The organism is Streptomyces sp. NPDC048211, assembly GCF_043202315.1.
Classification (GTDB): Bacteria; Actinomycetota; Actinomycetes; order Streptomycetales; family Streptomycetaceae; genus Streptomyces.
Genome location: NZ_JBIDAD010000002.1, coordinates 582536 through 608410 on the forward strand (window position 1 = coordinate 582536; position 25875 = coordinate 608410).

General features: G+C 68.6%; 17 protein-coding genes and 1 pseudogene. 11 read left to right on the top strand and 7 right to left on the bottom strand.

Annotated elements, in window-relative coordinates; genetic code table 11:
• Positions 1 to 257 precede the first annotated feature (257 nt).
• A complete protein-coding gene (locus tag ACGFZA_RS09385; RefSeq protein WP_393678492.1) occupies positions 258 to 434 on the bottom strand; it encodes a transposase in 177 nt (58 codons plus the stop codon).
• A gap of 224 nt (positions 435 to 658) precedes the next feature.
• On the opposite strand from ACGFZA_RS09385, the gene ACGFZA_RS09390 reads away from it, so the two are divergent.
• Positions 659 to 1999 carry a DUF1254 domain-containing protein gene (locus tag ACGFZA_RS09390; RefSeq protein ID WP_393678494.1) on the top strand — a complete coding sequence of 447 codons (1341 nt, stop codon included), beginning with the start codon at positions 659 to 661 and terminating at the stop codon, positions 1997 to 1999.
• A gap of 766 nt (positions 2000 to 2765) precedes the next feature.
• Entirely contained in the window at positions 2766 to 4160 is a 1395-nt protein-coding gene (locus ACGFZA_RS09395; protein ID WP_393678496.1) for an MFS transporter, read from the top strand.
• 20 nt (positions 4161 to 4180) lie between these two features.
• Here ACGFZA_RS09395 and ACGFZA_RS09400 read toward each other — a convergent pair whose 3' ends face one another.
• The gene (locus ACGFZA_RS09400; RefSeq protein WP_393678498.1) at positions 4181 to 4777 is read right to left on the bottom strand and encodes a TetR/AcrR family transcriptional regulator; all 597 of its coding nucleotides are present in this window, start codon (positions 4775 to 4777) and stop codon (positions 4181 to 4183) included.
• Between the two features lie 177 nt (positions 4778 to 4954).
• Here ACGFZA_RS09400 and ACGFZA_RS09405 point away from each other — a divergent pair, with 177 nt between their 5' ends.
• The 3 genes from ACGFZA_RS09405 to ACGFZA_RS09415 are packed head-to-tail and all read left to right on the top strand — an operon-like array spanning position 4955 to position 8917.
• Positions 4955 to 6529 (top strand): class I adenylate-forming enzyme family protein, encoded by a 1575-nt coding sequence (locus ACGFZA_RS09405; protein ID WP_393678500.1) that lies wholly within the window; start codon positions 4955 to 4957, stop codon positions 6527 to 6529.
• Between the two features lie 28 nt (positions 6530 to 6557).
• The gene (locus tag ACGFZA_RS09410; protein WP_393678502.1) at positions 6558 to 7754 is read left to right on the top strand and encodes an acyl-CoA dehydrogenase family protein; all 1197 of its coding nucleotides are present in this window, start codon (positions 6558 to 6560) and stop codon (positions 7752 to 7754) included.
• Positions 7755 to 7798: 44 nt separating this feature from the next.
• Positions 7799 to 8917, top strand: a complete 1119-nt coding sequence (locus ACGFZA_RS09415) for a CaiB/BaiF CoA transferase family protein (protein WP_393678504.1) — start codon at positions 7799 to 7801, stop codon at positions 8915 to 8917.
• Between the two features lie 335 nt (positions 8918 to 9252).
• Here ACGFZA_RS09415 and ACGFZA_RS09420 read toward each other — a convergent pair whose 3' ends face one another.
• Positions 9253 to 10626, bottom strand: a complete 1374-nt coding sequence (locus tag ACGFZA_RS09420) for a pyridoxal phosphate-dependent decarboxylase family protein (RefSeq protein ID WP_393678506.1) — start codon at positions 10624 to 10626, stop codon at positions 9253 to 9255.
• Positions 10627 to 10756: 130 nt separating this feature from the next.
• Complete coding sequence (locus tag ACGFZA_RS09425) at positions 10757 to 11539, bottom strand: FCD domain-containing protein (protein ID WP_326656656.1); 783 nt, start codon at positions 11537 to 11539, stop codon at positions 10757 to 10759.
• Between the two features lie 195 nt (positions 11540 to 11734).
• Between ACGFZA_RS09425 and ACGFZA_RS09430 the strand changes: the two genes are divergently transcribed.
• From ACGFZA_RS09430 to ACGFZA_RS09450, 5 genes and pseudogenes are all read left to right on the top strand, one after another.
• Complete coding sequence (locus ACGFZA_RS09430; RefSeq protein WP_326656655.1) at positions 11735 to 13090, top strand: MFS transporter; 1356 nt, start codon at positions 11735 to 11737, stop codon at positions 13088 to 13090.
• Positions 13087 to 14439 (top strand): M20 family metallopeptidase, encoded by a 1353-nt coding sequence (locus ACGFZA_RS09435; protein ID WP_326656654.1) that lies wholly within the window; start codon positions 13087 to 13089, stop codon positions 14437 to 14439. The genes ACGFZA_RS09430 and ACGFZA_RS09435 overlap by 4 nt, the downstream gene beginning before the upstream one ends.
• 118 nt (positions 14440 to 14557) lie before the next feature.
• Entirely contained in the window at positions 14558 to 16210 is a 1653-nt protein-coding gene (locus ACGFZA_RS09440; protein WP_393678510.1) for an amidohydrolase, read from the top strand.
• A gap of 593 nt (positions 16211 to 16803) precedes the next feature.
• Complete coding sequence (locus tag ACGFZA_RS09445; RefSeq protein ID WP_393678512.1) at positions 16804 to 17508, top strand: hypothetical protein; 705 nt, start codon at positions 16804 to 16806, stop codon at positions 17506 to 17508.
• A gap of 870 nt (positions 17509 to 18378) precedes the next feature.
• Positions 18379 to 18507 (top strand): annotated as a pseudogene (locus ACGFZA_RS09450) (3-oxoadipate enol-lactone hydrolase); the annotation flags it as partial.
• Positions 18508 to 18669: 162 nt separating this feature from the next.
• Here the strand turns inward: ACGFZA_RS09450 and ACGFZA_RS09455 are convergent.
• Entirely contained in the window at positions 18670 to 18945 is a 276-nt protein-coding gene (locus tag ACGFZA_RS09455) for a hypothetical protein (RefSeq protein ID WP_329539324.1), read from the bottom strand.
• A gap of 99 nt (positions 18946 to 19044) precedes the next feature.
• Here ACGFZA_RS09455 and ACGFZA_RS09460 point away from each other — a divergent pair, with 99 nt between their 5' ends.
• Positions 19045 to 19932: a DUF5655 domain-containing protein gene (locus ACGFZA_RS09460; protein WP_393678887.1), complete on the top strand. Its 888-nt coding sequence runs from the start codon at positions 19045 to 19047 to the stop codon at positions 19930 to 19932.
• Positions 19933 to 20159: 227 nt separating this feature from the next.
• Here ACGFZA_RS09460 and ACGFZA_RS09465 read toward each other — a convergent pair whose 3' ends face one another.
• Together ACGFZA_RS09465 and ACGFZA_RS09470 are read right to left on the bottom strand one after the other, a co-directional pair.
• Positions 20160 to 21266, bottom strand: a complete 1107-nt coding sequence (locus ACGFZA_RS09465; protein WP_393678514.1) for a hypothetical protein — start codon at positions 21264 to 21266, stop codon at positions 20160 to 20162.
• Positions 21263 to 25873, bottom strand: a complete 4611-nt coding sequence (locus tag ACGFZA_RS09470) for a hypothetical protein (RefSeq protein ID WP_393678516.1) — start codon at positions 25871 to 25873, stop codon at positions 21263 to 21265. Before ACGFZA_RS09470 ends, ACGFZA_RS09465 begins: the two co-directional genes overlap by 4 nt.
• Positions 25874 to 25875: the final 2 nt, after the last annotated feature.

A 25875-nucleotide genomic window follows, 5' to 3' on the forward strand; every position in this document is an offset into this window, starting at 1 on the left:
GCGGACCGGTCGGCCGCAGCGGTGTCCCCGGTCCTGGCCGACCGGTTCGTCCAGCAGGTGCGGTGCCGGCAACTTCTTCCAGTGCGGTGCGTCGCTTCGGTGATCAGCTCAGGCAGGTCAGGGCCGGCCTCAAGGCCAGGGCATGGGCGGAGTCGGTCCACTGCGTGGGGCGAGCCCGGCCTCCTTGAGTCGAGCCAGCGCGAGGTCGAGGAGTTGGTCAGCGCGGTGATCTTCGGCGAGATGGTCGCGGAAGACGGTCAGCACGCTGTGGTGGGAGCCGGGGCGTCCAGCTCCATGGCCATCGTGTACATGAAGTCGATGCGGTAGCGGACCGCCTCGACGGACGGCTGGTCCGACAGGCCGAGCAGCAACTGCAGCACACACCCGGTGGCCAGTTGGAGCCTCGACGGGGCATGACCACTCAGCACTGACACCCATGGCAGCGGAAAGTCGGCTGCGGGCGCGTCGGACGACCCTCTGTGAGTAGGGTGATATATGTACTTATGTCCACTGTTGAACTGGTCATCGAGGTGCGTTCGAGCGACGGCGCGGAGACTCGAATGCACCGGATTTGCAAGGGGCGCCCGGTGGGCCGAGATCCGCCCGCCGCGGCGCAGGCCGCCAGTCATGACGGAAGCCTGTCCGGAAGGAAGCCGAGATGTCGAGTACACCCGATCCGCTACTGGAAGCGGTGATGACTCCGGAGCTGATCGCCGACGGCTTGGAGTACGACGCCTACCACCTCGGCGTTTCCGCGTTCCTCTGGGGCTACCCACTCGTGCGGATGGAGCGTGTCTGCCGTGAATACACGGACGTTCCCGAGCCTCTGCCGGCTTCGAGTTACCGCGCACCGCTCAACCGGATCGGGTGGGCCACCCAACTGGCGACACCGGCCTCGCGCGACATGCCCACAGCCAACTACGACACGCTCTACATGAGCGCCGTCGTGGATCTGGATCGGCCCTGCGTGTTCACGGTTCCGGACGTCGGCGACCGCTACTACGTGGTGAACGTATTCAACATGTACCAGGAGCTGCAGCACTACATCGGACGCCGCACCACGGGCACGAAGCCGGGGCGGTACGTGATCGTGCCTCCGCACTGGACGGGCGATCTGCCGTCCGATGCGGTCCGCCTGGACGTAACCACCGGACGGGTCTGGCTGTGGGGCCGGCTCCACGTGCGTGATGGCGAGGACCTCATGCCTGTCCACGACCTGCAGAAGCTTTTCACCCTCGACGCCGTGGCGACGTCCACGACCAGCTTGCCGGCACTCCCGGACATCGAGGGCGACGAGCTGGGCTTTTTCACGCACCTCGGCGCTGCCATGCGGGAGAACCCCATCTACCCCGCCGATGCCGCCCTGGTCGCCCAGTACGAGCGTATCGGCCTGACCACCGAGGGCTTCCAGCCGGAGCGGCTCACCGACCGCCAACGCCACGCCCTGGTCAGAGCACTCAATGACGGCCCCGCTGCCGCTCAAGCGGGATTTGCCTCCACCGCACAGGACCGCAACGGCTGGACCTGGGTCCCGGGCATGGATGCTTTCGGGTTCGACTACCCCCGCCGTGCCGTCATCGCGGGCCCGTACCTGGGTGGCAACGGCGAGCGGGAAGCCATGTATCCCGGCGGCTTCACCGATGACCACGGCCGCCCTCTCACCGGCGAGCACGCCTACCGCGTGCGCTTCGCGGGCAGCCCGCCGGTCGACGCCTTCTGGTCCCTCACTCTTTACCGTGCCGCCGACAAGATGCTTGTCGACAATGAGTTGGACCGGTACAAGATCGGCTCCGACACCCCCGGTCTCGTCCACGGCCCCGACGGCACTCTCGACATTGTCATCCAGCATCCGCGTCCCGCCGCCGGCACCGTCAACTGGCTGCCGGCACCGGCCGAACCCTTCTACCTCATCCTGCGCCTCTATCAGCCGACCGATGCTGCCTTCGACGGAACATGGCCCCTACCGTCCATCACCCGCCTTGACCGACCGACGCCGTAGCAGAGTCTCCACGGGATGACTTGGTGCCGGGTATCTCCCCCAGTCCGAATGGATCGGCGGGCGGGAACGACGCGGACCTTGGACGGCTTCATCGCGTCGCTCTCGGTGGAGGCAGCCGCTGGCGTCTGCAACGCTTGGGGCATCTGCTGGACGAGGACGGTCGCCGAGTGAGGCTCCAGGCAATCCGCCCCTGGTGATCGCAACGGTGGTCGGCGCGCAGCCGGGAAGCGGACAGCATCGGCGCCGGTGCAGCGCCGACGTCGTACCTGCGGCAGAACGCCCGGACGCGCATGTCGGTTCCACGGAACCCGCATGCGGACGTTTCGAGGCCGACCACTCGCCACGTACGGCGGTGCCTCGCGACGGAGCGCACGGTGCGCCTCCGCGGGCGGGGCCAAGCCTGGACCCGGAGCCGTCCGTGCCACAACGGTCCCGCCTCGGGGAAATGTTCAGCGATCACAGGATCCGGTATGCCTGTGATCTTCCCGTCGCTGACCGCGCAGTCAGGACCGACGGTCCAGACCTTGACCTCACCGTTGCCGCTCACTAGCTCTTCGGGCAGGGCCCGACAGTCGCGGTCGCCAGGCTGTTGACCGAGTGGCGAACTCCGTTTAGCTTTCTGAACGGATCACTTTTTACTGGACTGTCTGTATGGATTCGTTCAACCTGTGGGCCGCCGTCGGCTGGTCCGGGTGCGTTGTGCGTGATTCCTGCAGGTCGCCTCCCGTATTGCCTTTGCATTGCCTTTGAGCCGCAGGAGAGCCCTATGCCCATGCCGCAGCCCCGCCAGGTCTCGCCACCGAAGGGAGCGAGGGTGCCGCCACCGGACGAGACGGGCAGGCGACGGCGCGCGTGGTTGATCGCTGCGCTGATCGTGACGTTCATGCTGATCAATTACGCGGACAAGGCGGTGCTGGGGCTGGCCGCGGTGCCGATCATGGATGAGCTGCAGCTGAGCAACAGTGCGTACGGGCTGATAGCGAGTTCGTTCGCCGTGCTGTTCAGCCTGTCGGGGTTTCTCGCGGGGTTCTTCTCCTCGCGGATCTCGAGCAGGGTCATGCTGTTCGTGATGGCCCTGCTGTGGGCCGTGGCGCAGGTCCCGGTGCTGCTGGTTGCCTCGGTTCCGGCACTGGTGGCGGGCCGGGTGCTGCTGGGGGCCGCCGAAGGGCCCGCGACTCCGATGTCGATGCACGCCCTGTACAAGTGGTTTCCCGAGGGGCGTCGTGGGCTGCCGTCGGCGCTGCAGATCAGTGGTGCGGCGCTCGGTACGTTGATCGCGGCACCGGTACTGACCGGGCTGATCACGGGTTTCGGCTGGCGTTCGGGCTTCGCCGCGCTCGCGGTGACGAGTGTGGTGTGGAGCCTGGTGTGGTGGAAGTTGGGGCATGACGGCCCCTACGACCAGCGCCCCGCGCCCAAGCGCGGTGCACCGCGCGAGCCGGCTCCGGAGCAGGGGACAGCGGTGCAACCCGCGAAGGTGGCCGGGCTGCCGTACCGCAGGCTGCTGACGACCGGCACGATGCTGGGCAGCATGGTGGGTGCGTTCGGCGGTTCGTGGGCCAATGCCCTCAGCCAGGCGTGGCTGCCGGCTTATCTGCGTACGGAGTTGGGGTTGGCGCCGGGGCGGGCGGCGACGGTGATCAGCATCGTGGCGGGCCTCGGCTTCGTGCTGCTGCTGGCGGTGTCACCAGTGGTGGACGCGCTGAACCGGCGCGGCGTGTCGATGCGTTGGTCGAGCGGTGCCCTGCAGGGGGCGGCGGTCACCATGGCAGGTCTGGCCATGGCGGCTGTCCCGCTCGTCGAAGGACGGGGAGCGACGCTGGTCCTGGTCGCGGTGGCGTTCAGCGTCTTCGCCCTGGTCTTCCCGCTGCACTACGTGACGGCCGCCGCGGTGGTGCCGCCGTCACAGCGTGGCGCGGTGTTCGGCATCGTCGCGGGCACGGGAACGCTGCCGATCCTGATCGCGCCCTATCTGACCGGGCACTTCCTCGATACGGCGTCCTCGCGCAGCGCCGGATACCTGCATGCCTTCCTCGTGTCGGGGGCGGTGATGCTGGTCTGCGGGATCTTCGCGATGGTGACCATTCGGCCCGAGCGGGACGCGCGACGTCTCGGGCTCACCCCGGCCGCTCCCGCGCCGACGCAGGCAACGGCGCACTGAGGCGGTGACGGCGCCGGCGCTCAGGCCGGCGCCTCGAACCCGGTGGCCCAGTAGCGTCCGTGCAGGGCCAGGTCGAGCAGCATGCGCACGACCTCCTCGGCGGGCAGGGACGGCGAGTCCTGCTCGGCCCACCAGCGCAGCACCGCGGTCTGTTCGCCCACCCAGACGCGGGCCAACAGTTCCGGGTCGATGCGCGGCTTCACGTCGTTGCGCTCGGCCCGCGCCCGGAACTCGTCGGCGGTGATGCGCGCGCAGGTGTCGGTGAACATCTGCAGCGGTTTGCCGTCACCCTCCCCCCGCAGCACGATCCGGTACAGGTCGCGTTCCTCGCGGGCGTGGCGGAGCATTTCCAGGACCGGCTTGCCGGTGAACCCGGTGCTGCTGCCGGCGATGGTGTGGGTCAGCCGTGTCACCAGCTCGTCGAGCAGGTCGGCGGTCACTCGCGCGAACAGCTCCTCCTTGCTGCGGAAGTGGGCGTAGAACGTCGCCCGGGCCACGTCCGCGCGCTCGGTGATGTCCTCCACGGTGAGCGCGGCGAAACCGCGCTCCAGAACCAGCTCCACCAGCGCGGTGCCCAGCAGCCGGCGTGAGCGTCTCGTGCGCCTGTCCTCGGCCATGTTCCCCTCCTTCACTCCCACGTTTTCGTCCGCACCAGTCTATGAGATCTTGACACTGAACACGTTAATGAACACTCTGTATGTAACTGGTCTGAGTGGATATCTTTTGGAGTGTGCGGCTGCTGTCGCGTGCCTCGCCCGTCGACGTCCCCTCCCGAGCTGGCTGGAGTGAACCCCATGAACCTAGGCATCTACCTGACGCGCAGCACCCGTTACTGGCCCGAGGCTCCTGCCCTCGTCTGCCAGGACCGATCCTGGAGCTACCGGGAGCTGGAACGGTCGACGAACCGCCTCGCTTCCGCCCTCGTCTCGCGCGGCCTGCGCCCCGGCGACGCTGTCGCCTCCCTGGCCTGGAACCGCGGTGAACTGGTCGAGGTCGAGTTCGCCCTGTACAAGGCCGGGCTGACGCGCGCCCCCATCAACGCGCGCCTCGGACGCGGCGAGATCGAACACATCCTGCGTTACGCCCCGGTACGCGTCCTGGTGTACGACGCCGCGCACCGCGAGGACGCCCTCGCGGCCATAGCCGCCGCCGGTACGGACTGCATCCCCGTCGCGCTCGACGAGCCGCAGGCCACGGGACCGGGCGAGATCAGCTACGAGGATCTGTTGGCCGAGGGAGGCGAGGGGGCCGGGGTGCCGGTCCGCGTAGAGGTCGACCAGGACCAGCCCTGTGTCCTCAACTTCACCTCCGGCTCCACCGGATCCCTCAAGGCCGCCGTGCAGACGGTCGGCAACCGCTTGGCCAACATGCGCAAGCAGTTGATGGTCGAGGAGTCCCGACCCCGGCCCGGCACCCGCTACCTGGCCTGCGGCCCCATCACCCACGCCACGGGAATGCCCCTGCTCGCCTGCGTGTTCAGCGGCGCCACCACGCACGTCCTGCCCGCCTGGAACCCGCAGACCTTCTTCGAGACGGTGGAGAAGGAGCAGATCACCGCCACGTTCCTGGTCCCCGCCATGCTCAACACGCTGCTCGCCCACCCCGGCGCGGCCGACCACGACGTGTCGTCGCTGACAAACCTGCGGGTCGGCGGCGCCCCCATCTCCCCCCAGAGGCTGCGCGACGCGGTTGAGTTCTTCGGCCCGGTCGTTGCCCAGGGCTACGGCCTCGGCGAGACGACCAGCATCATCGCCAGCCTGTCCAGCGCGGACGTCGCGCGCGGGGTGCGCGAGGACCCCGAGCTGCTGCAGTCCTGCGGCCGTGCGGTCTTCGACACCGAGATCCGCATCGTCGACGAGAAGGGCCAGGAACTGGCCCCCGGCGAGATCGGTGAACTCGTCGTGCGCGGGCCGGACTGCGTGGGCGGGTACTGGAAGGCGCCTGAGCTGTCAGCGGAAGCCTTCCGTGACGGTTGGGTGCTCACCGGCGACCTGGGGTGGATGCGGGAGGACGGCTACCTGTTCCTCGTCGACCGCAAGAAGGACATGATCATCTCCGGTGGCTTCAACATCTACTGCACCGAGGTCGAGGCCGCCCTCTACGAGCACCCCGCCGTGCAGGAGACCTGCGTCGTCGGCGTGCCCGACGAGAAGTGGGGCGAGGCCGTCAAGGCGGTCGTCGTGACCCACGCCGGCCAGGACATCACCGCGGAGCAGCTGATCGACTTCTGCGCCGAGCGACTGGACCGCTTCAAGAAGCCGCGCTCGGTCGACTTCGTGGCCGAGCTGCCCACCAACCGCAACGGCAAGGTCGACCGCAAGGCCGTGCGTGAGCCGTTCTGGGGCGGTACCGCCCGCCGCGTCAACTGACCTCGCTCCACCGACTTCTGGAGTTCCTGTGACCTTCTCCCTGCACCCCTCCTACGACGATCCCCGGACCGCCGAACTCGTCGGCCGGCTGCGTGACTACCTCGGCGGCGAGCTTGCCGACTACGAACGTGAGCACGGCCTGACCGACAGCAGCCGCCTGACCCGCGCCGACCTGGAACCGGTCTGGCGCCGCAGCATCGAACTCGGCTTCTACGGCATCCACCTGCCCAAGGAACACGGCGGCCAGGACCTGACCTTCTCGCAGCTCGCCGCCCTCAAGGAGGAGCTGGGGGCGAGCGGACGCGTCCTGTCGCACAGCGTGCTCGGCGACATGGGCGGCCCCCTGCGCGCCGGCGACATCCTCAAGCACGCCACCCGGCATCAGCTGGACACCTACCTGCTGCCGCTGATCCGCGGCGAGCGGGCATGCTGCTTCTCCCTCACCGAGACCGACGCCGGCTCCGACGTCCGCTCCATGCGGACGGTCGCCGTACCCGACGGCGACGGCTACCGGCTGACCGGACACAAGGTGTTCTCCTCCGCCGGCCCCTTCGCCGACTTCGCGATCGTCGTCGCGCGCATGGCCGGCACCGGAGAGGCGGAAGGCGACAAGCCGTCCTTCTCGGCCTTCCTCGTCGACCTCGACAGCCCCGGCTGCCGAGTCGAGGACGGAGTGACCCCGATGTCCGGCGAACACATCGAGAGCGACATCGTCCTGGACGCCTGCTACGTCCCGGCCGCCAACCTCATGGGCGCCGAGGGCGACGGCATGCGCATCGCACTGGGCCGCGTCACCACCAACCGGCTGCTGCACTGCCCCACCATCCTCGGCCTCACCCGCCGCGCCCTCGACCTGACACTCCAGCGCGCCCGCACCCGCAAGGTCGCCGGCGGCCGCCCCCTCATCTCGCTCCAAGCCATCCAGCACAAGCTCGCCGACATGGCCACCGACTTCTACGCCGCCCGCTCGATGACGTACGCGGCGCTCAAGGCGCTGGACGAGGGCCGGGACGTCCGTACGGAAGCCTTCATGTGCAAGCTGTTCGTCGCCGAGTCCTGCTTCCGCATCCTCGACGAGGCCGTGCAGATCCACGGCAAGGAGGGGCTCACCCAGGGCAACGAGGTCGAGTTCATGTTCCGAAAGGTCCGCATGTTCCGTGTCCTGACCGGCACGTCCGAGATCCAGCGCAACGGCATCGCCAAGATGCTCGCGGCCGGCACCTGAGCCCCGTTCACCCCGGCATCCGCATCCTGAAAGGCCCGCACGCCATGACCGCATCGCCCCCGACCTGGTCCGCCCTCGCCGGCAAACGCATTCTCGACCTCTCCCGCCTGCTCCCCGGCCCGTACGCCACCTCGCTCCTCGCCGACCTCGGCGCCGACGTGATCAAGATCGAGAGCCCGGCCGGGGGAGACCCGCTCCGCGTCGCCCCCGCCCTGTTCGACGCCCTCAATCGCAACAAACGCTCCGTCGCCCTCGACCTGCGCACCGAGAGCGGCAGGGACGCGTTCCTGCGCCTGGCCCGTACCGCCGACGCCGTCGTCGAGAGCCACCGCCCCGGCGTCCTCGACAGCCTCGGCCTCGGCTTCGACACGCTGCACGCGGCCAACCCGCGCCTGGTCCTGTGCTCCCTCACCGGCTACGGCCAGAGCGGCCCCTACGCCGACAAGCCCGGCCACGAACTCAACTTCCTGGGTCTGTCCGGCTTCTTCGGAGTGCCGGGGGACCTCAGCGGTGAGATCACCCGTCCCGGGGTACGCGTCGGCGACATGGCCGGTGCCATGCACGCCGCTCTCGCCCTCACGGCCGCCCTCGCCGGCGACGAGGGCCAGCACATCGACGTCTCCCTCAGCGACTCCATCACCGCATGGTGCTCCCTGTTCGCCTTCCAGCAGCTCGACACCGAGGACCCCCTCACGGCCGGGCTGGTCCAGGGCGACAACGCCCTGTTCACCACCGCCGACGGCCGCACCTTCTCGTTGGCGACCTTCGAGGACAAGTTCTGGCGCGAGTTGCGCACCGAACTCGCCCCGTTCTTCCCTGAGTTGGACACGGACGTCTACGACCTCCGCGCGGCCCGCACGGCCGCCAAGGACGAGGTCAACGCGCTGCTCACCAAGGTGTTCGCAGCCCGCGACCACGACTGGTGGCAAGAGCGCCTCACGGCGATCGGGGCGCCCTGGGCGCCGGTCATCACCCGCCCCGCCGAGCTCCTGGCCGATCCGCACGCCGTGGCCCGCGACCTCTTCACCCGCCCCGGCGGGCCAGGCACACCACCTCAGGCCCGCTTCCCTGTCACCTTCGGGGCCGGTCTTGACACCTTCCGTGCCGCGGCCCCCACTCTCGGCGAACACACGCGGGAACTCCTCACCGGAATCACTGAATAACGCCCACCGCGCTGCGCACCGAGGAAGGACCTCAATCGGTCGATCTGCGTGATCTGCCGACGGGCTTGCGGTACCGGGCTGTTCCCGCGGTAGCGGTGAGCCCTGTGTCCTGGGTGCCGGTGGCGACATTTACGGTCTGCGCATGACTGATCAGTGGTGGGTGGACGTACTTCAGCGGGCTGCGATCGCAGCGTGTGGCGCGGTGAGCTGTTCTCGGCGGCAGCGCTCGTGCGCGGCAGCGGAGGGCGCCGTGCTCGACGGTCCAGCACGTGACGCCGCCTCGCCCCTGTTCCCGGGTCGGTGCGATGCGCCCGACTCTCCTGGGTCTGCGGTTGTCAAGCCTCGTGTGGACGGGCCGGTTCGGCCGTCATCGTAGCCAGGATGTCCCGGACGGTGTCCATAGTCAGGCCCGGGTGCAGGAAGGCGAACCTGGTCACGGTCTCGCCCTCCCATACCGTCGGTACCACGAAGGCGAGCTGCCGCTCCAGGAGCTGGCGCGACCATGTGTCGTAATCTTCGGGCCGCCAGCCGGTGCGGCGCAGGAGCACCACCGACAGTTCCGGGTCCCGCAGCAGTTCCAGGCCGTCGGTGGCACGGATCAGCTCGGCGGTTTCCGTCGCGAGCCGGTGCCCGGCCTCGACGGCCTCACGGTAGGCGTCGGTGCCGTGGACCGCGAGGGAGAACCAGAGCGGGAGGCCGCGAGGGCGCCGCGTGAGGTGGTACGCGTAGTCGCTGGGGTTCCACTCCTGCGGGGCGTCGGTGTGGATGCAGTCCAGGTACGAGGCGTCCTGGGTGTGCACGGTGCGCGCGAGCGCCGGGTTTCGGTAGATCAGGGCGCCGCAGTCGAACGGGGTGAACAGCCACTTGTGCGGGTCGATGACGAGGGAGTCGGCGTGCTCGATGCCCGCGAAACGCTCGCGCAGGCGCGGCGAGAACAGAGCCCCGCCGCCGTAGGCCGCGTCGACGTGGAACCACAGGCCGTGCTCGCGGGCCACCTCGGCGACTCCCGCGAGGTCGTCGACGATGCCGGCGTTGGTGGTGCCCGCGGTGGCGACGACGGCGACGACACTCGCCGCGTCGGGATCGGCTGCCAGCGCGGCGCGAACTGCCTCGCCGGTGAGGCGGTGGTCCGTGGTGGGGACCACGAGGGCGCCGACGCCCATGATGCGCAGGGTGCTGCCGATGGAGGAGTGGGCCTGGTCGCTGACGGCGACGCGGGGCCGGGCGACTGGGGCGCCGTCGAGGGTGCGGGCGGTGTCGCGGGCGACCAGGAGTCCAGAGAGATTGCCCGCCGAGCCGCCGCTGACGAAACAGCCGCCGGCGTCAGCGGGCATCCCCGCGAGGTCGGCGAGCAGGCGCAGGACCTGGTTCTCCGCGGCAACTGCCCCGGCCGCCTCCAGCCAGGAGACTCCGTGCAGGGACGAGGCCGAGAGCACCATGTCGAAGAGGGCGGCGGCTTTGGTCGGGGCGCCCGGGATGAACGACAGGAAGGTCGGACTGTCGCAGGAGACGACGGTGGGCTCGATGTGGTCGGCGTACAGGCGCAGTACCTCGGTGGCGTCGGCCGGTTCGCTTCCGAGGGCGTCCTTGAGTGCGATGTCCAGCTCCGTCGCGTCGCCCAGCCGGCCGAGCGGTGCGGGATCCAGCCGCAGCCGGTTCTCCACGTGAGCGAGAACGGTGCGGGCGAGGGCTTCTTCGTAGCGGTGCACAGTGCCGTACCTCCAGGAGCTGGGCGCCCGAGGCGGCGCCTGACACGGGTGCGGCTTAATTGGATTCATCCGGACCCATTTTGGAGGCTAGCCACAGGTGCGCCCGCAGGTCAATGCGCGGCCGCGCTCTTCAGCTCTCGCCCATCGTCTCGAAGTGGTCGAGCAGCACCAGGAACTGGCGGTGGGAATCCTCCAGGTGCTCGCGCATCCGGGTCTCGGCCGCTTCGGCGTCCCCGGCGAGCACGGCGAGTGCGATGGCCCGGTGCTCCTCGCAGAAGACCTCGGAAAGGTCGCTGTCGGCCGGGTAGACGAGCGACCAGTCGCACTCCAGCCACAGTGCGTTGGCGCGCACGAACATGTCCGTGCGGGCCGATGCCACAGCCTCGGTGAGCACCTCGTTGCCTGCCGCTGCGGCGATCGCCAGGTGGAACCGGGAGTCCACCTGGTGATAGGCGGCCAGGTCGGCAACTTTTTCGTCGAGCATGCGCACCAGGGCGCGCCGGCCCACGGTGGAGCCCCGCCGGGCCGCGAGCCCGGCCGCGAACGGCTCGACGGCTGTGCGGTACTCCATGTGATCGCGGATGGTGGCCCGGAAATCGGCGACCACGGCGGCGCGTTCACCGGTCACCGCCGGTGCCGGACGCACCCGCGTGCCGCCGGAACGGCCCAGGGTGGTGACGACTAGGCCCTCGTCGGCGAGGTGGCGCACGGCCTGGCGCACGGTGTTGCGGCCGACGCCGAGGGCGGCGGCCAGCTCCCGTTCCGGGGGCAGCCGGCTGCCGGGTGCGAAGCCGCCCAGGGCGATGCGCTTGCGCAGGATCTCCGTGACCATGTCGCGAGAGGGCGTGCGCTGCCCCGGCCGCGGCACCCCGTCATCCGTCGCCGCCCCGTTCGTACCCGGCTCGTTCGCCACGTGCGCTCCCTCGTCTTATTGGACTCAATCGGACCCTATTGACAGTGCAATCGCCGCGCCATAGCGTCCGGTTACCACTTTATGGGTCCAACCGAACCCATAGTGCTGGTCTGCGTATCCCCGGTCGGCCGTCAGCACCACCACCCCCCGCTCCCTCGCGGTCTGCCGTCCTGCCCTCAGAAGGAGCCCCGGCCCATGACGCACCCCGCACCACCGGCCACCGAACGCCGGCAAAGTCCGCTGCGCATCGCGACCGCCACGCTGATCGGCACCAGCGTGGAGTGGTACGACTTCGGCATCTACAGCACCGCGGCCGCCCTGGTCTTCCCCAAACTGTTCTTCCCCGACATGAGTCCCGCGCTCGGCGTGCTCAGCTCCTTCGCCACCTTGGCCGTGGGCTCGCTCGGCCGGCCGGTCGGCGCCATCCTCTTCGGACACATCGGCGACCGGTACGGTCGCAAGCGCGCGCTCATCGGCTCCCTGCTCCTGATGGGCGTGTCCACCTTCCTGATCGGTGTGCTGCCGAGCTACGCGGTGGCCGGCGGCCTCGCCCCGGCACTGCTCCTGCTCATCCGGATCACACAGTCCCTGGCCGTCGGCGGTGAATGGGGCGGTGCCGTCCTGTACGCGGTGGAGAACGCACCGCCGGGCCGCAAAGCCCTGTACGGATCGTTCCCGCAGATCGGCGACGGGATCGGCTTCTTCCTCGCCACCGGCGCCTTCACACTTGCCGCGCTGCCGGGACACGACGCCCTCCTCGCGTGGACCTGGCGCATCCCCTTCCTGTTGTCGAGTGTGCTCGTCCTCACCGGGCTGATCATCCGCACTCAGCTCGAAGAGTCACCCGAGATCAAGGAAGCGCTGCGACAGGAGAAGGAAGGTGGTGACCTCGCCGGGAAACTGCCCCTGCTGAACGTCGCACGTTCCTCCTGGCGCACCTGGCTGCTGGCCATCGGAGCGTTCCTCATCACCATCGGCGGCTTCTACGTCATTGTCACCTTCATGTCCGCGTATGCCGTGGCACACCTCGGGTTCACCGACGCCGAGACGTCCGCCGCCGGCATGTTCGCCTCAGTCGTGGTGATCGTCTTCACACCGCTCACGGCGCTGCTCGCCGACCGGTACGGCGTGCGGCGCATCACCCTGATCGGGATGTCCGCGCACCTCGTGGTCGCCTTCCCGATGTTCTGGCTCGCCGGGTCACAGAGCGTCGTAGGGCTGTGGGCGGGCATGGGACTCGGCATGCTCGCCAGCACCATCGCCTACGCAACCGTCGGCACGATGATCAGCGAGTGGTTCCCACCCCGGATCCGCTACACCGGCCTGTCCCTCGGCTACCAGATCGCCGGCCTCCTCGGCGGAGGCATCGTCCCGCCGCTCGCGCAGTGGCTGGCCGGCGGGTCGGGGGCCTCCTGGACCCCGGTGGCCGTCCTCTTCGCCGTGATGACCCTGATCAGCATCGTCTGCGTGCTGGCGTACCGGCCGGACACCAAAACCGGCACCACCACCACCGCGGCCACGGCCGACACTCTTCTGCAAGGGACCCGATGAACTCGTCCACCACACCGCCCAGCGCCTCGCCGGCGGGCCGCGCCCACCTGGAGCGGGCCGCCCGCGCGGCAGAGCGTGCCGCTGCCGCCGCACCCGCCTGGGACTCCCCCCACGACGGGGCGGGCGAGGCGGTGCACGCCCGGATCGACACCGCTGTGGCCGAGCGCCATGCCGAGGTGCTGGCGCTCAGCCACGCACTGCACGAGGACCCCGAGCCGGGCTTCGAGGAACACCGCGCCGCCGCCCGCGTCGTAGAGCTCCTGCGCGCCCACGGCATCACGACGGAACTCGGCGTGCACGGTCTGCCGACGGCGCTGCGCGCCACGGCCGGATCAGGCTCCGGACCCACCATCGCCGTGCTCGCCGAGTACGACGCGCTCCCGGGCATCGGACACGGATGCGGCCACAACATCATCTGCGCCAGCGCGGTCGGCGCCTTCCTGGCACTGACCACCGTGGTTGCTGAGACCGGCGGCACCGCCGTTCTCCTCGGCACGCCCGCCGAGGAGAACGGCACCGGCAAAGAACTCCTGGCCCGCTCAGGCGCGTTCGAAGAAATTGACGCGGCCGTGATGATCCACCCCTTCGCGGGGCCCGACCTGGCCGATGCCCCGTTCCTGGGGCTGCGCGAGGTGGTGGTCGAATACACCGGCCTGGCCGCGCACGCCTCCGGCGCCCCGTTCATGGGGCGCAACGCGCTGGACGCGGTGGTCGCCGCGTACCAGGGCGTCTCCGCGCTGCGCCAGCACATGCTGCCGTCCGACCGGGTACACGGTGTGATCACCGACGGCGGCACACGTCCCAACGTGGTACCCGAGCGCGCCGAGGCCCACTTCTATCTGCGGTCGGCCACCGTCGAGTCACTCGCGGAACTCTCCGACCGGGTCCAGCGGATCTTCGAGGGCGCCGCAGCGATGACGGGCACCCGCGCGACCGTGCGCTGGGACGACTGCCCGCCATGTCTGCCGGTACGCAACAACGACACGCTCGCCTCGACGTTCGCGGTGCACCTGACCGGCCGAGGCAGGACCGTCGTGTCCGGGAGAGCGGCACCGGACAGCGCCCACGGCTCCACGGATCTGGGCAACATCAGCGTACGCATCCCGGCGATCCACCCGATGCTGTCGATCGCGCCGACCGGAACGGCCCTGCACACCGCTGAGTTCGCGGCGTACGCGCAAGGTCCCGAGGCAGACACCGCCGTACTCGACGGTGCGGCGGCACTGGCCCGCACCGCCGCCGACTTCCTGGCCGACGCCGGGCTGCGGGCTGCGGTACGGCGTGAGTTCGCGGAGGCGGGCGGCACCATCGACGTACCGCATCTGCTGACCGCCCCGAGTCCCGCCTGACGGCCCGCCGGGCGCCGCAACCCGCTGCCGGCCCGGCCCGCGCATCCACCTGCGGGCCGGGCCGGCAACGCCCGACCAGAGCTCCTCTTCCGACCCGCGCCACGCCATGGAGTCCCGCATGCCCACGTCTCACGTCCCGGCCCCCGACCTGATCCTCACCGGCGGCACCGTCCATACGGTGGACCGCACCCGGCCGCGAGCCGAGGCGGTGGCCGTGACCGGCGGCCGCATCACCATGCTCGGCTCGGCCGCCGAGGTGTCGGCGGTGGCGGCCTCCTCCACCGAGGTCGTCGATCTGTGTGGCCGGCTGCTGCTGCCGGGATTCGTCGACGCGCACAACCACGTACGGCTCGGATCCGACGAGGACAGCGCCCAGCTGGCGGGCGCCGACAGCCTCGCGGAAGTGCACCGGCGGATCGCCGCCTGGGCCGCGGCCCACCCGGGGGCCGACTGGATCGAGGCGGAGGCTTTCGACTACGGCGCGATTCCCGGCGGCCGGATGCCCACGGCCGCCGACCTGGACGTGGTTACGGGTGACCGGCCCGCGTTCGTGCTCACCTACGACGTGCACAGTGTGTGGCTGAACACGGCGGCGCTGCGTCGGCTCGGCGTCACCCGGGACACCGAGCGATTGCCATTCGGAGTCGTGGAGAAGGACCCGGCGACCGGCGAACCGACGGGCTTCCTCACCGGGTTCGCGGTGCTGGGACTGGCCCGGGACGGACAACGGGCGCTCGCGGAATTCCTGCCGTGGGCGGGCGACAGCCGGCGCTACCACCGGCTGTGCCGCTCTCTCGACATGGCGGCGGAGAACGGCCTCACCACCGTGGTCGAGCCGCAGAACTCGCTGGACGACCTGCCGCTGTTCGAGCGGGCGCGCGGCGAGGGCAGACTGCGCTCACGGCTGATCGCGGCGCTGTTCCACGGGCGCGGCACCACGGCGGCCGAGCTGGACGAATTCGCCGCAGCGGCGAAGAAGTTCGACGACGACCAGTTCCGAGTGGGCCCGCTGAAGCTGTACATCGACGACGTCGTCGAACCCCACACCGCCGCCCTGCTGGAACCGTACGCCAACGAGCCCGGCAACTCGGGCCGCACGTTCTACGACCCCGAGGAGTTCGCCGCCGTCCTCACCGAACTCGACCGGCGTGGATTCCAGACCTTCACGCACGCCACGGGCGACCGGGGCATCCGGGTCGCGCTCGACGCGCACGAGGCAGCCCGCCGCGCCAACGGCCCGCGCGATGCCCGCCACCAACTCGTACACGTGGAGTGCCTGCACCCCGGTGACGTCGACCGGTTCGCCCGGCTCGGCGTGGTCGCCTGCATGCAGCCCCGGCACGGCGCGCCGGACGTGGCCGGGCCGGGCAAGGACTGGGCGGAGGGCGTCGGTCAGGACCGCTGGGCGCATGCCTGGGCGTTCCGTTCGCTGCGCGACGCCGGTACGACGCTGGCGTTCTCCAGCGACTGGAACGTCGCAGAGATGGACCCGCTGGCCCACCTCTACACGGCGGTCACCCGGCGCGACCGTGACGGTGGCCGCGCCTGGGTCCCCGAGCAGGCCATCACCCTGCAGGAGGCCGTGGAGGCGTACACGCTGGGCAGCGCGTACGCCAACTTCTGCGAGAACGACCGGGGTTCGGTAACCGTCGGCAAGTATGCGGACTTCGCAGTGGTGTCGCAGGACGTGTTCGCCGCGCCCGCGGAGGCGCTGCGAGACGCGGCGATCGACCTGACGGTGCTGGGCGGTGAGATCGTGTACGCCCGCTGACGGCCCGGCGTGCCGATGCCTGCGGGCTGCCGGGGCTCATCCTGTGGACTCTTGCTCACAACCGTGGGGAGATCGCCACGGCTGGCATCGAATCGCGCACCGAAGCCCCCACAGAGTTTTGGTGAGCAAGCCTACGAAGTAGCGCGGGGCTGGACCTGCGCGAAACGGCGAGGTCGCCGATGTCGACAGATCTCAATTGTTAGAAACGCTGTCGTCCAAGCAGAGCGGCAGGTGGCGACAGTTCTATCGTGACGAAGCCAAAGGTTGTTGCAGGAGGGTGGGTGTGGGCAGGCCGGGATGGCGTTTGACCTGCAGCGGAATGACAGCCGTGGCGGCGCCCGCCCGGTGAATGAACCGACCTGGAATCCATGCCTGCCCGTGGCCGCGTCGGGTGGGAGCGGGCGCGGCTCAGTTGCCGGGTAGGAATCGCGCACCGGAGTGGCCGGCACGGGTTCTGACCCGTCGAGACAGCTGTGAAGTTCACTGCCCGAGGGCCCTTCGGCTCGACGGCAGCCGGCTCTCTTCGTCCAGATCACAGCCTGGGATCCGGATGAGCAGGACGTGACGCTGCGCCACCTCATACGCCCCGAGGCATGCCTCCGGCGAACGCGTCCGAGCAGCTGACCGAGGCGACGCCCGCCGACGGATCGGTGTCCTGGGTGATCGATACGGTCACGGGCATGGGATTGGACATCACGGTGCTGATTGCCGACTGGTCGTGGCTGGGTGAGGTCGCGCCAAGGCAGAGGCTCTCGCGGTTGAGGGACGCCTGGTACGACGACGAGACCGGGATGTGGGATCACGACGCACCGGCGCCCGAAGGCGACTGGGAATGGCCACGGGGACCGCACAGCGACTCCTTCGCCGTCTACGAGTTCCGGCGGACCGCCGGCTCGTTCAAGGCGCACTTCTGGGCCGGGGAGCGGTGGGAGTCCGTACGCGACCAACCCGACCCGCTGCTGCGGGCCGGGTTGGACACGTTGCTGCTCGGGCTGATCTGGAGAGGGCTGGACGGCGAGGCAGAGCACATGGATCCGGGCTTTTTCGACGATGACCCCGCCGTCTCCTATGGCGTGCTGCTCGCGCGGTCGCCGGACAGCGTGCGGGAACTGGCCGCGACGTGGCGTCGGGTACGTCCGCTGCTCGGCGGGCTGCGTGGGGCCTTCGACGAGCATGCCGCCGTTTCCCGTGGGTGGGTCGGCGAATTCGACGGTTTCACCGACTTGTTGGACGACTGGGGCCACGTCCTGTCCGAAGCAGCCCGGCGAGGCTGGGGGGTCGTGGGTCTGAGCGAGTAGGACGCGGAGGCGCGGCCGGTCACGCACCGACTGCACCTACGCGCCGAGAGTGTGGGCCGGCCGCGGGCCAACCCCACTTCTCTGGCTGAGGAGGTGGCTGGCAAGACCTGCCGCACGGTGCGTAGCCGATGTTCTTCTTCGCGCATGTCTTGTCGGTGCTGGGCATCAACTGTCAAATGTTCTCAACTGGCCATCAGGTTGGAACACCGGCTTCGACGTGCAGTCAGGGTCGGGAGTATAGGTGGGTGCTGTCCCGGGTCTGGGGTCTGACTCATGACACATCTGACCGAGGTGTCCTGTTGTCACATTGTCGGCCGTTGACCGGGGATGGTGCGTTGTCGGTGCCGGGCCGACGGGGTGTGTCCCAATAGGGGCCTGCCGAATGATATGGCGTCCTCACGTTCCTGACCGTCCGACGTGGCCCGGTACCGGCAACGCGACGCGTCATCGGATCGGAGGGACGGCGGGCATGCTCAGTTCAACTGTGTCCAGCGCGGCACCTGCTCCGAAGTCCCTCCGCCGTCGGCCTGTGCGGGAGGTGGCTTGGGAGTAGACCGCATCGGGGATGCACGGCTGAACAGCAAGGCGTCCCTCGCCCGCTGCGCGTGGCCAGTCCGTCGAGCGTTCTTCGGGACGCCGGTGGTCCCGTCGCCTCAACCGCCGGCGGCCGCCGTCAAGCAAAATGCTGCACTCCACCGCATTGTGCACATGCGCAAGCGGGTCGCCCCACGCGCTGAGGGTCACCTGAGCGTCGGATCAAGGAGGGCAGGGCCGACGCAGAAACGTCCTCTGCCTGAAACGCTAGGCTGCCCGGGAGGTCTTTCACCTGGTCGGACAGCTGGAACCAGACCCCCGATCATAGGGGCTGTCGTGACAGATGAGAGGGTCGGGCGGGTGAGCGAGACACCTCCGAACACCCTGCAATACCGCTTTGACGGGCCAGAAGACGCCCCGGTCCTCGTCATAGGCCCCTCCCTCGGTACTACATGGCACAGGTGGGCTAATGCGTCTTGTGCGGTCCAGGTGGTCCAGCTCAGGGGCGTAGACGCAGGTCAGGGTCTTGTGGTCCAGGTGCGTCAACGCTGTTGGTGATAAGTGTGTGACACGTGTGCTCGCGCAGAAGCCCCCGCCCATCCGGCGGGGGCTTCTGCGTGCAGTGGGTCATGCTGGCGCGGGGTGTGTGTCGTGACTTGCGCTGTACTCGGGCTCGCCGCTGTCGAGGACGCGGAGCAGGGAGGCGGTGACGACGCGGGTGCTCCGGCCGATGCGTAGTACCCGGCAGGGGAACTCGCCGCGGCGGACCAGGTCGTACCCCTTGGCCCGGGAGAACCCGAAAGCCGTGGAGGCATCTTCTACGCTGCCTGTTCCGCCCCAGGTGGCGCGGATGCGCGCGGGGCTATAGGGGGCGCCCTGTGGCTGGTGGTCATGTCGGTGCATGTGCTGCTCGCTGGTTCCTTCTCGAAATGGCGGTGGGCGACGGAAATATCCCTGGGCGGTGCGGCGTTCCCCTCTGGCGTCGTAATCGAGAGTGGGGGAGTGGTCGGTCTGAAGCTGTTCAGCACGGCAGGTGGCGTTGCCGAGGTGATGCCGCGTCTCGCGGAGGTCGAGGCGGATGTACAGGATCTCGTCGAGGCGCACATGGAGAAGATGCTGGGTGTCACGTTCCTGGCGAGCGAGTACGTCATCAACTGCGTCGACGGCGGGCGGATCGACTCGCTGGGTCTCGACGAGAACGGGGCACCGGTGATCGTCGAGTACAAGCGCGGCACCGACGCCGGGGTGATCAACCAGGGCCTGTACTACATGTCGTGGCTCATGGCGCACAAGGAAGTCTTTCGGAGCCTGGTCCGAGATCAGCTCGGTATCACAGCCGCGTCCCAGGTGCTGTGGAGCGCTCCGCGGCTGATCTGTGTCGCCGGTGACTTCACCCGCTATGACGCGCACGCTGTTCGTGAGCACCGGCGCAGCATTGACCTGGTCCGCTACCGGTACTTCGGCAACGACCACTTCGGCCTTGAGACCGTGGCTTCGGTCACCGGGCAGTCGGCCTCTTCGCGGCGGGTTCGCCGGCATTCGGCCACCCTGTCGACTGACCGACGGCAGGACGGCGCGATGCCCGAGCTGGCCTGGGCGCTCGACGAGGTGCTGCTCGGCCTCGGGGAAGGCGTGACGCGGATCCAGCGCAAGCAGTACCGCGCCTACCAGCGGCTGCGGAACTTTGCCTGTGTCTGCCCGCCGCAGCAGACCAAGGTCCTCGTCTACCTCAAGGCGGCCCCGAAGGAGGTCGACCTCGTTGCGGGCTTCACCCGGGATGTGACGGGGCTCGGTCACCATGGCACCGGCGACCTGGAGCTGCAGTTGCGCACGGAACGGGATCTGGAGCGGGCCCAGGACCTGCTCCGCCTCAGCTTTGCCGCTGCGTAGCGGGCCAGTGGCCGGTGCGGGCTTTGCGGCCGGGATGTGTAGTTGTGGGCTGCTGCCGTGGTGCTTCCTTTCGACGGGGCGGTCAGGGAGTGGCGGTGGAGCTATAAGGATGCGGCGGATCCCCGGTTTCGGTAACCGGGGATCGTCGGCTATGTTGCCGTCCCTCGCGTGCTGAATGGGCAAGCTATCCGACAGCAGTTGAGGTACGTCTGGTGAGCGCGCAGAGCCTAGTTGTATGGTGGGCCCGCGTCGCCGGGGTCAGTGGCGAGTTGTTGCCGCAAGGCGCCATTGGTCGGTGCGAGAACTTTCCGCAGTGCGGTGAGTAGAAGGGCTTCCTGGCGGACAACGGTTCCGCTGGTAAGTATGCCGATTGCGTCGACGGCGAGTGGTGAGGGCAGCCAGGCGCTGACGTTGTGGGCGGCTTCGGGAGTGACTACAGCAGACGTTCGGCGTGCGCATTTGAGGAGTGCTGCGTAGAGCCCGTTTGCTGGGGTGAGCGGGGGGAGGCCGACCGAAACTGATCGTTGGCTGGCGAGGATCACGCAGTGGAGACCGTCGTAATCGAGGTCTCCGTAGTACAGGATTTCCGTGAGCGATTGGCCTGTTTCGGCGAGGCGCTCCGGGAGCGTGGTGATGCTGGAGGCGACGCGGTCGCCGTCGCCGAAAGCGAGCCAGCCGATTTCGTGGCGGTGGGGCCAATTTCGCAGGATGCGGCGGAGGTTGTCGAAGGCGGCTGTGTTTTCGACGATCAGAAGCCAGGGCGCCGGCCCGAGCTCGATGATGTTCAAGGGCTCCGGGGTGAGGTAGGCCCGTAGGTGGTCCTTGATGCTCAGGAAGCCGCCGAGTACCCATTTCGAGTCGTGAATGCCGTCGAGGTGCTTTTCGTCGCCGAAAAGCTCGAAGGCACGGTCGCGTAGCGGAACCAGTTCGCTGCCGGCTCCGTCGGCGAGGAGGAAGGCATTGAGGCGGGTGAACAAGTGATGGTCGTGCGGGGAGAGTCGGAGGCCGTCGAGAAATGACAGCTCTGCTACCCAGGATCGGGTTGGGGGGCGGCTGGTGGCTGGGCGGGGCGGGTCAATGCGCTCGGCCCATTGGGGCAGGGGCGGAAGCGCCGTATGGTCCCAGAACTTCCGGGTGACGGGCAGCTTGAGGGCGCCGGTGTCCCGGAGAACAGCGAGAGCCTCGGCGAGGAGTTGACGTCGTTCGGGCGCGGTGAGGAGGGCCGGGTTCGAGGTGTACGCGGCGTCGGCCAGGTCGTCGAAGGGGATCCGTTTCCGCGGGTGCGCGTTCAGCCGGTCCAGCAGAATCTTGTCGAGCGTGCGTGGTGTGGTCATGCCCGGTCTTCCCTATCCCGGTCATCAGGTTCCGTGGAGTCGTCCGGCTGGTCGTGGTCGGGCTCGGAGAGAGGGAACCGGTGCAGCCGTGCGGCACGGATGCCGTCGGAGCGGGCATCGGTGACGCCGGCACTGACCGCATCCCCGTAGCGTTCGGTCAGCTGGACGAGGCGGTGGCCGCTGCGGGCGTCGTGTGCGTTGTTGCGCAGGCGCAGGATGAGGGGGAAGCGGCCGACGGCATCGAGGTCTTCCACACCAGTGGTGTAGATGAGCTGGACGCCATGAGTGGCGGCGACGGTGCGCTGGAGGTCGATGAACGGCACGTAGTTGGATTTGCCCATCGGGTTGTCCAGCAGCAGGGTGCCGACTCCGCCGGGAAGCCCGCTGTTGCGGTTGGCAGCACGCACCTGCGCCAGGCAGCAGTACAACATCACAGATACGGTCAGGAGTTCACCGCCGGAGAACTTCTTGATCTTTGTGACGTCGACGGGGTCCATGACCGGCACCGGGTGGGGCTTGAGGACCTTGGCGGTGATGCTTCCGCTACCGCCCAGGGCGGCGAGGACCAATCGTTTGGCCAAGTCGACTGCAGGGGGTAGGACATTGGCGCTGTTGGAGTGCTTGGCGGCGACGTCGGCGACCAAGATGTCGACGCAGGTGGATATGCGGTGGGTGAGGGTCTCCTCGCTGCCCCAGTCAGCCAGTTTGAGCGTAAGGAAGGGCTTACCCGACCAGGCGCCCAGTCCGGCAGGGAGCTTGGAGTGCCGGGCAACCTGGTGCAGCATCGCCACGATGGTCTTGGTGAGGGCCGCGCACTGCTGCACCAGGAGGAGCTGGTCCTCGGTGAGTTGATCGAGCAGCTCAGTGATGCGCTTCTCGCGGAGCTCGATCTCCGGGATCAGTTCGGACAGGGATGCGTGCAGCTGCGCGGGGTCCTCACTGAGCCGGGCGACGATCTGTGCGTCGACGGCATCGGTGTACTGCCGGTCGGCGGCCAGTTGTTGTACGTGGCGGGTGGCGCCGGCGAGTTTGCGGGTGGCTTTTGCGAGGGTCGACTGTGCGGCGGTGATGGTTTCAGTCAGCAGGTCCCGCAGCTGGTGAGCCTGTTCCTCGGTCAGAGTGGACGCGCCCTGAACTGTGATGGAGCAGCGTTCTGTGAGCCAGGATTCGGCGTCCACCAGCGGTTCCTCTGGGCTGGGCGACCATTGAGTGACCAGAGCATTGAGACTGGCCTGGAGCACTTGGTGGGCGCCGGACAGCGAACTCGCGGTTAGCGCAGCTGTGTTGGCCTTCTCCTTGAGGGCGTAGTGCTGCTCGGTGCAGGCGGTTTGGTCTCGATCGGCCTGCTCGGCCTCCTGCCGGGCTTCTCGCGCTGCGGTCTCAGCCGCTCCGGGCCCAGAGAAGTCGGCAAGAGAGTCCGCCGCGGCTCCTGCGTCGCCGAGCTTCTGGCCGGCGGACGCTTCGGCCTCAACAGCCTGCTCGGCCCGCATGACGCTGCGCGTTGCGTGCTCGCCAGCTTCACGGGCGTCGTGCTCGGCTTGCTCCACAGCGTGGTCACGGCGGTCCGGGGCTGTGGCCTCGGGACGCGCGGCGAGCTCGGCGGTGAGAGCGCGGGTGGGGTCGTCCAGCGTGGCCAGGGCTTTGTCCGCTATCTCCAACCGGCCAGCGGTGATGGCAAGGTCGGTGCGCAGCTGGGTGTCTGCCGTATCGGACTCATAGACGGTCCGGGCGTTGGTGAACCGTTCCTGCAAAGCATCCAGCGACGAACGCTCCAAGGTCCGCTGGTTCAGGCTCACGGCCGGGTCCTCGGCCACCAAGGTGGCGAGCTTGCGCAGAGCGCTGCGGTGTCGTTTCAGATCCTGCCTACAGAGCGTCTCGTCACGCCGGTGACGCTGCTCGGCTTTGCGGACGTCCTTCTTAACGCTGGTGGCAAGACGCGCCTGTTCCAGCCGGTCAGCTTGGTGCTGCTGTGCAGAGGCAAGCTGCTCTCGCAGATCGTTGGTGCGCTGTGCCTGCTCAGCCACCTGCCGGGCTCGTTCCTCGCTCGCCGCCACTTGTCGCAGGCGACCGGTTGCCTCAGCGATCTTCTGCTGGATCCGGTCGCGTTCGGACAGTACCTGCCGACGGCTCATGTTCTGGGCGTCGAGCTTGTCCTTCCAACCGTCTCTGCGGGATTCGGCCCGATCCAGGGACTCCTTGAGCCGCTGGCGAGGGGCGGCTGCGAAGGCTTCCAGGTGCCCAGCCAGTTCGCGGACCAGAGTCTGGTCGCGTTCCTGGGCAGTGGTGATGTGCTGACAGCGTTCTGCGCTCTCGCTGATGCGGGCGCTGAGCCGTACCTGTTCCTTGTCGGCGGCCTGGGGCTCCAACGCTGCGCTCTGGACGGGAAAGACAGCATGGATATCGCCGTGGCCCGTGTCGGTGAGGCGAGCGCGGGCGGCGGCGCTATCGCAGACCGAGATCACCGAGCGAGTGCTCACGCCGGTGGCAGCGATATGACGGCGCAGATCCTGGTCATCGACATCGCCAAGAACGACGATGCCGCCGACGACGTCGGGGGCTTTGGCGATCGCGGTGGCGTGCTGGCGGGGAGGCAGAGATTCTCGCAGGAACTGAAGACCGCTGACCGCCTCCACCGAGATGCCAGCAGCCTTGAGTGCGGCCAGGGCGCGCTCGGTCTCCAGCGGCGCAGGGAGATAGCCCTCGGATTCCAGGCAGGCCAGGGCTCGCCGGTCGGCGGCTACGGCGAGCTGCTCGGCGATCAGCGCGTCGCGTGCCCGCGTGATCTCCTGGTCCAGCATCTTCAGGAGGGGATAGCCGGCAACATCGAAGTCCAGACCATTACCGGCGGCTACTTCGTCGTCCAGCAGGGCCAGTTCGGTCAGCCGCGGGTGACTGGCCAAGAGCTCCTGCTGTGCGCGGAGTTTGCTCCAACGGTCCCAGATCCGGTCGTGCTCGTTGGCTGCTTCCCGCCAGTGCCTGTCAGCCGTCTCCCGGTCACCGGCCATTTCCGCAAGCTGTTCAGCCAGCTCCTTGAGGCGCACCTGACCACGCGCCAACTGAGTGTCCAGCTGGGCAGTGTCGGCTGACCAGCGGACGTGGGCATCCTCCGGAGTCTCCTCCCGCTCCAGGAGTCCGTCCGTACGGGCCCGAGAGATCAGGGTGTCGATCTTCTTGAGGGACTGCTGCAGGCGGGCGACGCTACTGCGGGCCTGCTCCGCAGCGACCAAGTGCTGCGTCTCGGCCTGGTCCGCCGTCTTCCCCTCGCGTTCGGCGTCCTTGATGCGCTGCGTGAGCTCCGCGGACTCTGCCTCGCGCTCCTCAATGACCTGGGTGAGCTTGGCGCGCAACATCGCGCCGGCGCTCTCCATCGCCTCCCGCAGCGGGGCAGCATCATGAACACGACGGGTGAGCAGAGTGTTCAACTCGGCCTGCGCACGGGCCAGGCCCTCGTGCTCCAGGTGAATATGAACCGACTGCCAGGCCCTCCTCCGTGCTTCGGCCTTCTCCTTGGCGGCTTCGGCCTTCTCCTGGTCGGCACGCCGGGCTCTGGTGGTGAGAACCGCAGCCGCGAGGTCGAGAACATCGGCCCGCTGCCGACGCTCTTCGGCGCGGCAACGCGCCTGTTCGGCCTTCTGCTGCGCCTCGCTCGCACCAGCAGCCAACGACGCTTTCTGAGCGGTGAGGGCGTTGCGACGGGCGCCGATCCATGTACAGGCCAGCTCGCCAGCCGCGTGGGCGGCGGCCATCTGCCCATTGAGGGCCGCCGAGTCAGCGACAGCCTGCTGCAATGGCCGCAGACGGGTGATAGCGCCAGTCAGGAACCGTAGTTCAAGTTCACGGGCGGGCCGCTTGGCCAGCCGTTCTGCTTGGTTCTTGAGGTTGGCGCGCACGGTCGTCGGTTGGGTGGGGTCGACGACCAGGTCGATGAGGAGCTCCAGGAAACCCTTGGCGCTGTCGAACTGGAAGAGTTCGGTGATCGCCCCCTCGTCGAGGTTCATCCGGCGCTGTACCTGCAGCAGCCGCGGATCGAGCCCACGGTTGGACAGCACCTTCTCCCACGTGGTGTGGCTGCCGTCGTTCACGATGTGCAGGTCCAGGTGGTGATCCGCTGTCATCAGGTGGGTGAGGGCCTCTAGATACCCCTTCTTGCTGCGCCAGCCGCCCAATGTGTGTACGGGCAGGGTGGTGAGGCCGGTAGTCCCGGAGGGGCGAACGGTGTACCAAGCGCGCTGGAGCTTGTCCCAGGCATCGTCATCGTTAGCCGGGCGGTGTCCGTCGGGCCACTGGTAGACGGCGCCGGTGATCAGTGCGGGGATCCCGAAGGGAGAGGCGTCGTCTTCCCATTCCGCGATGACGTGGGCGGGCTTGCCCTCCAGGACATAGTCGATCAGGCCCTTCTTCTTCGTGTAGCCGATGAAGTCAGGCTTACCGGGCAAGAGCAGGTTGAAGAACAGCGCGAGCAGGCTGGACTTGCCGCCGCCGTTCCGCAGCCAGATGATGGCGTCGCTGATCTGCCCGTTGGGGTCGGTGATGTCCAGCACGGTGCCGTTGAAGCGGGCGTCCTTGTGGCCGATGTTTTCCAGCCGGATCCGGCGCAGTCGCAGCATGT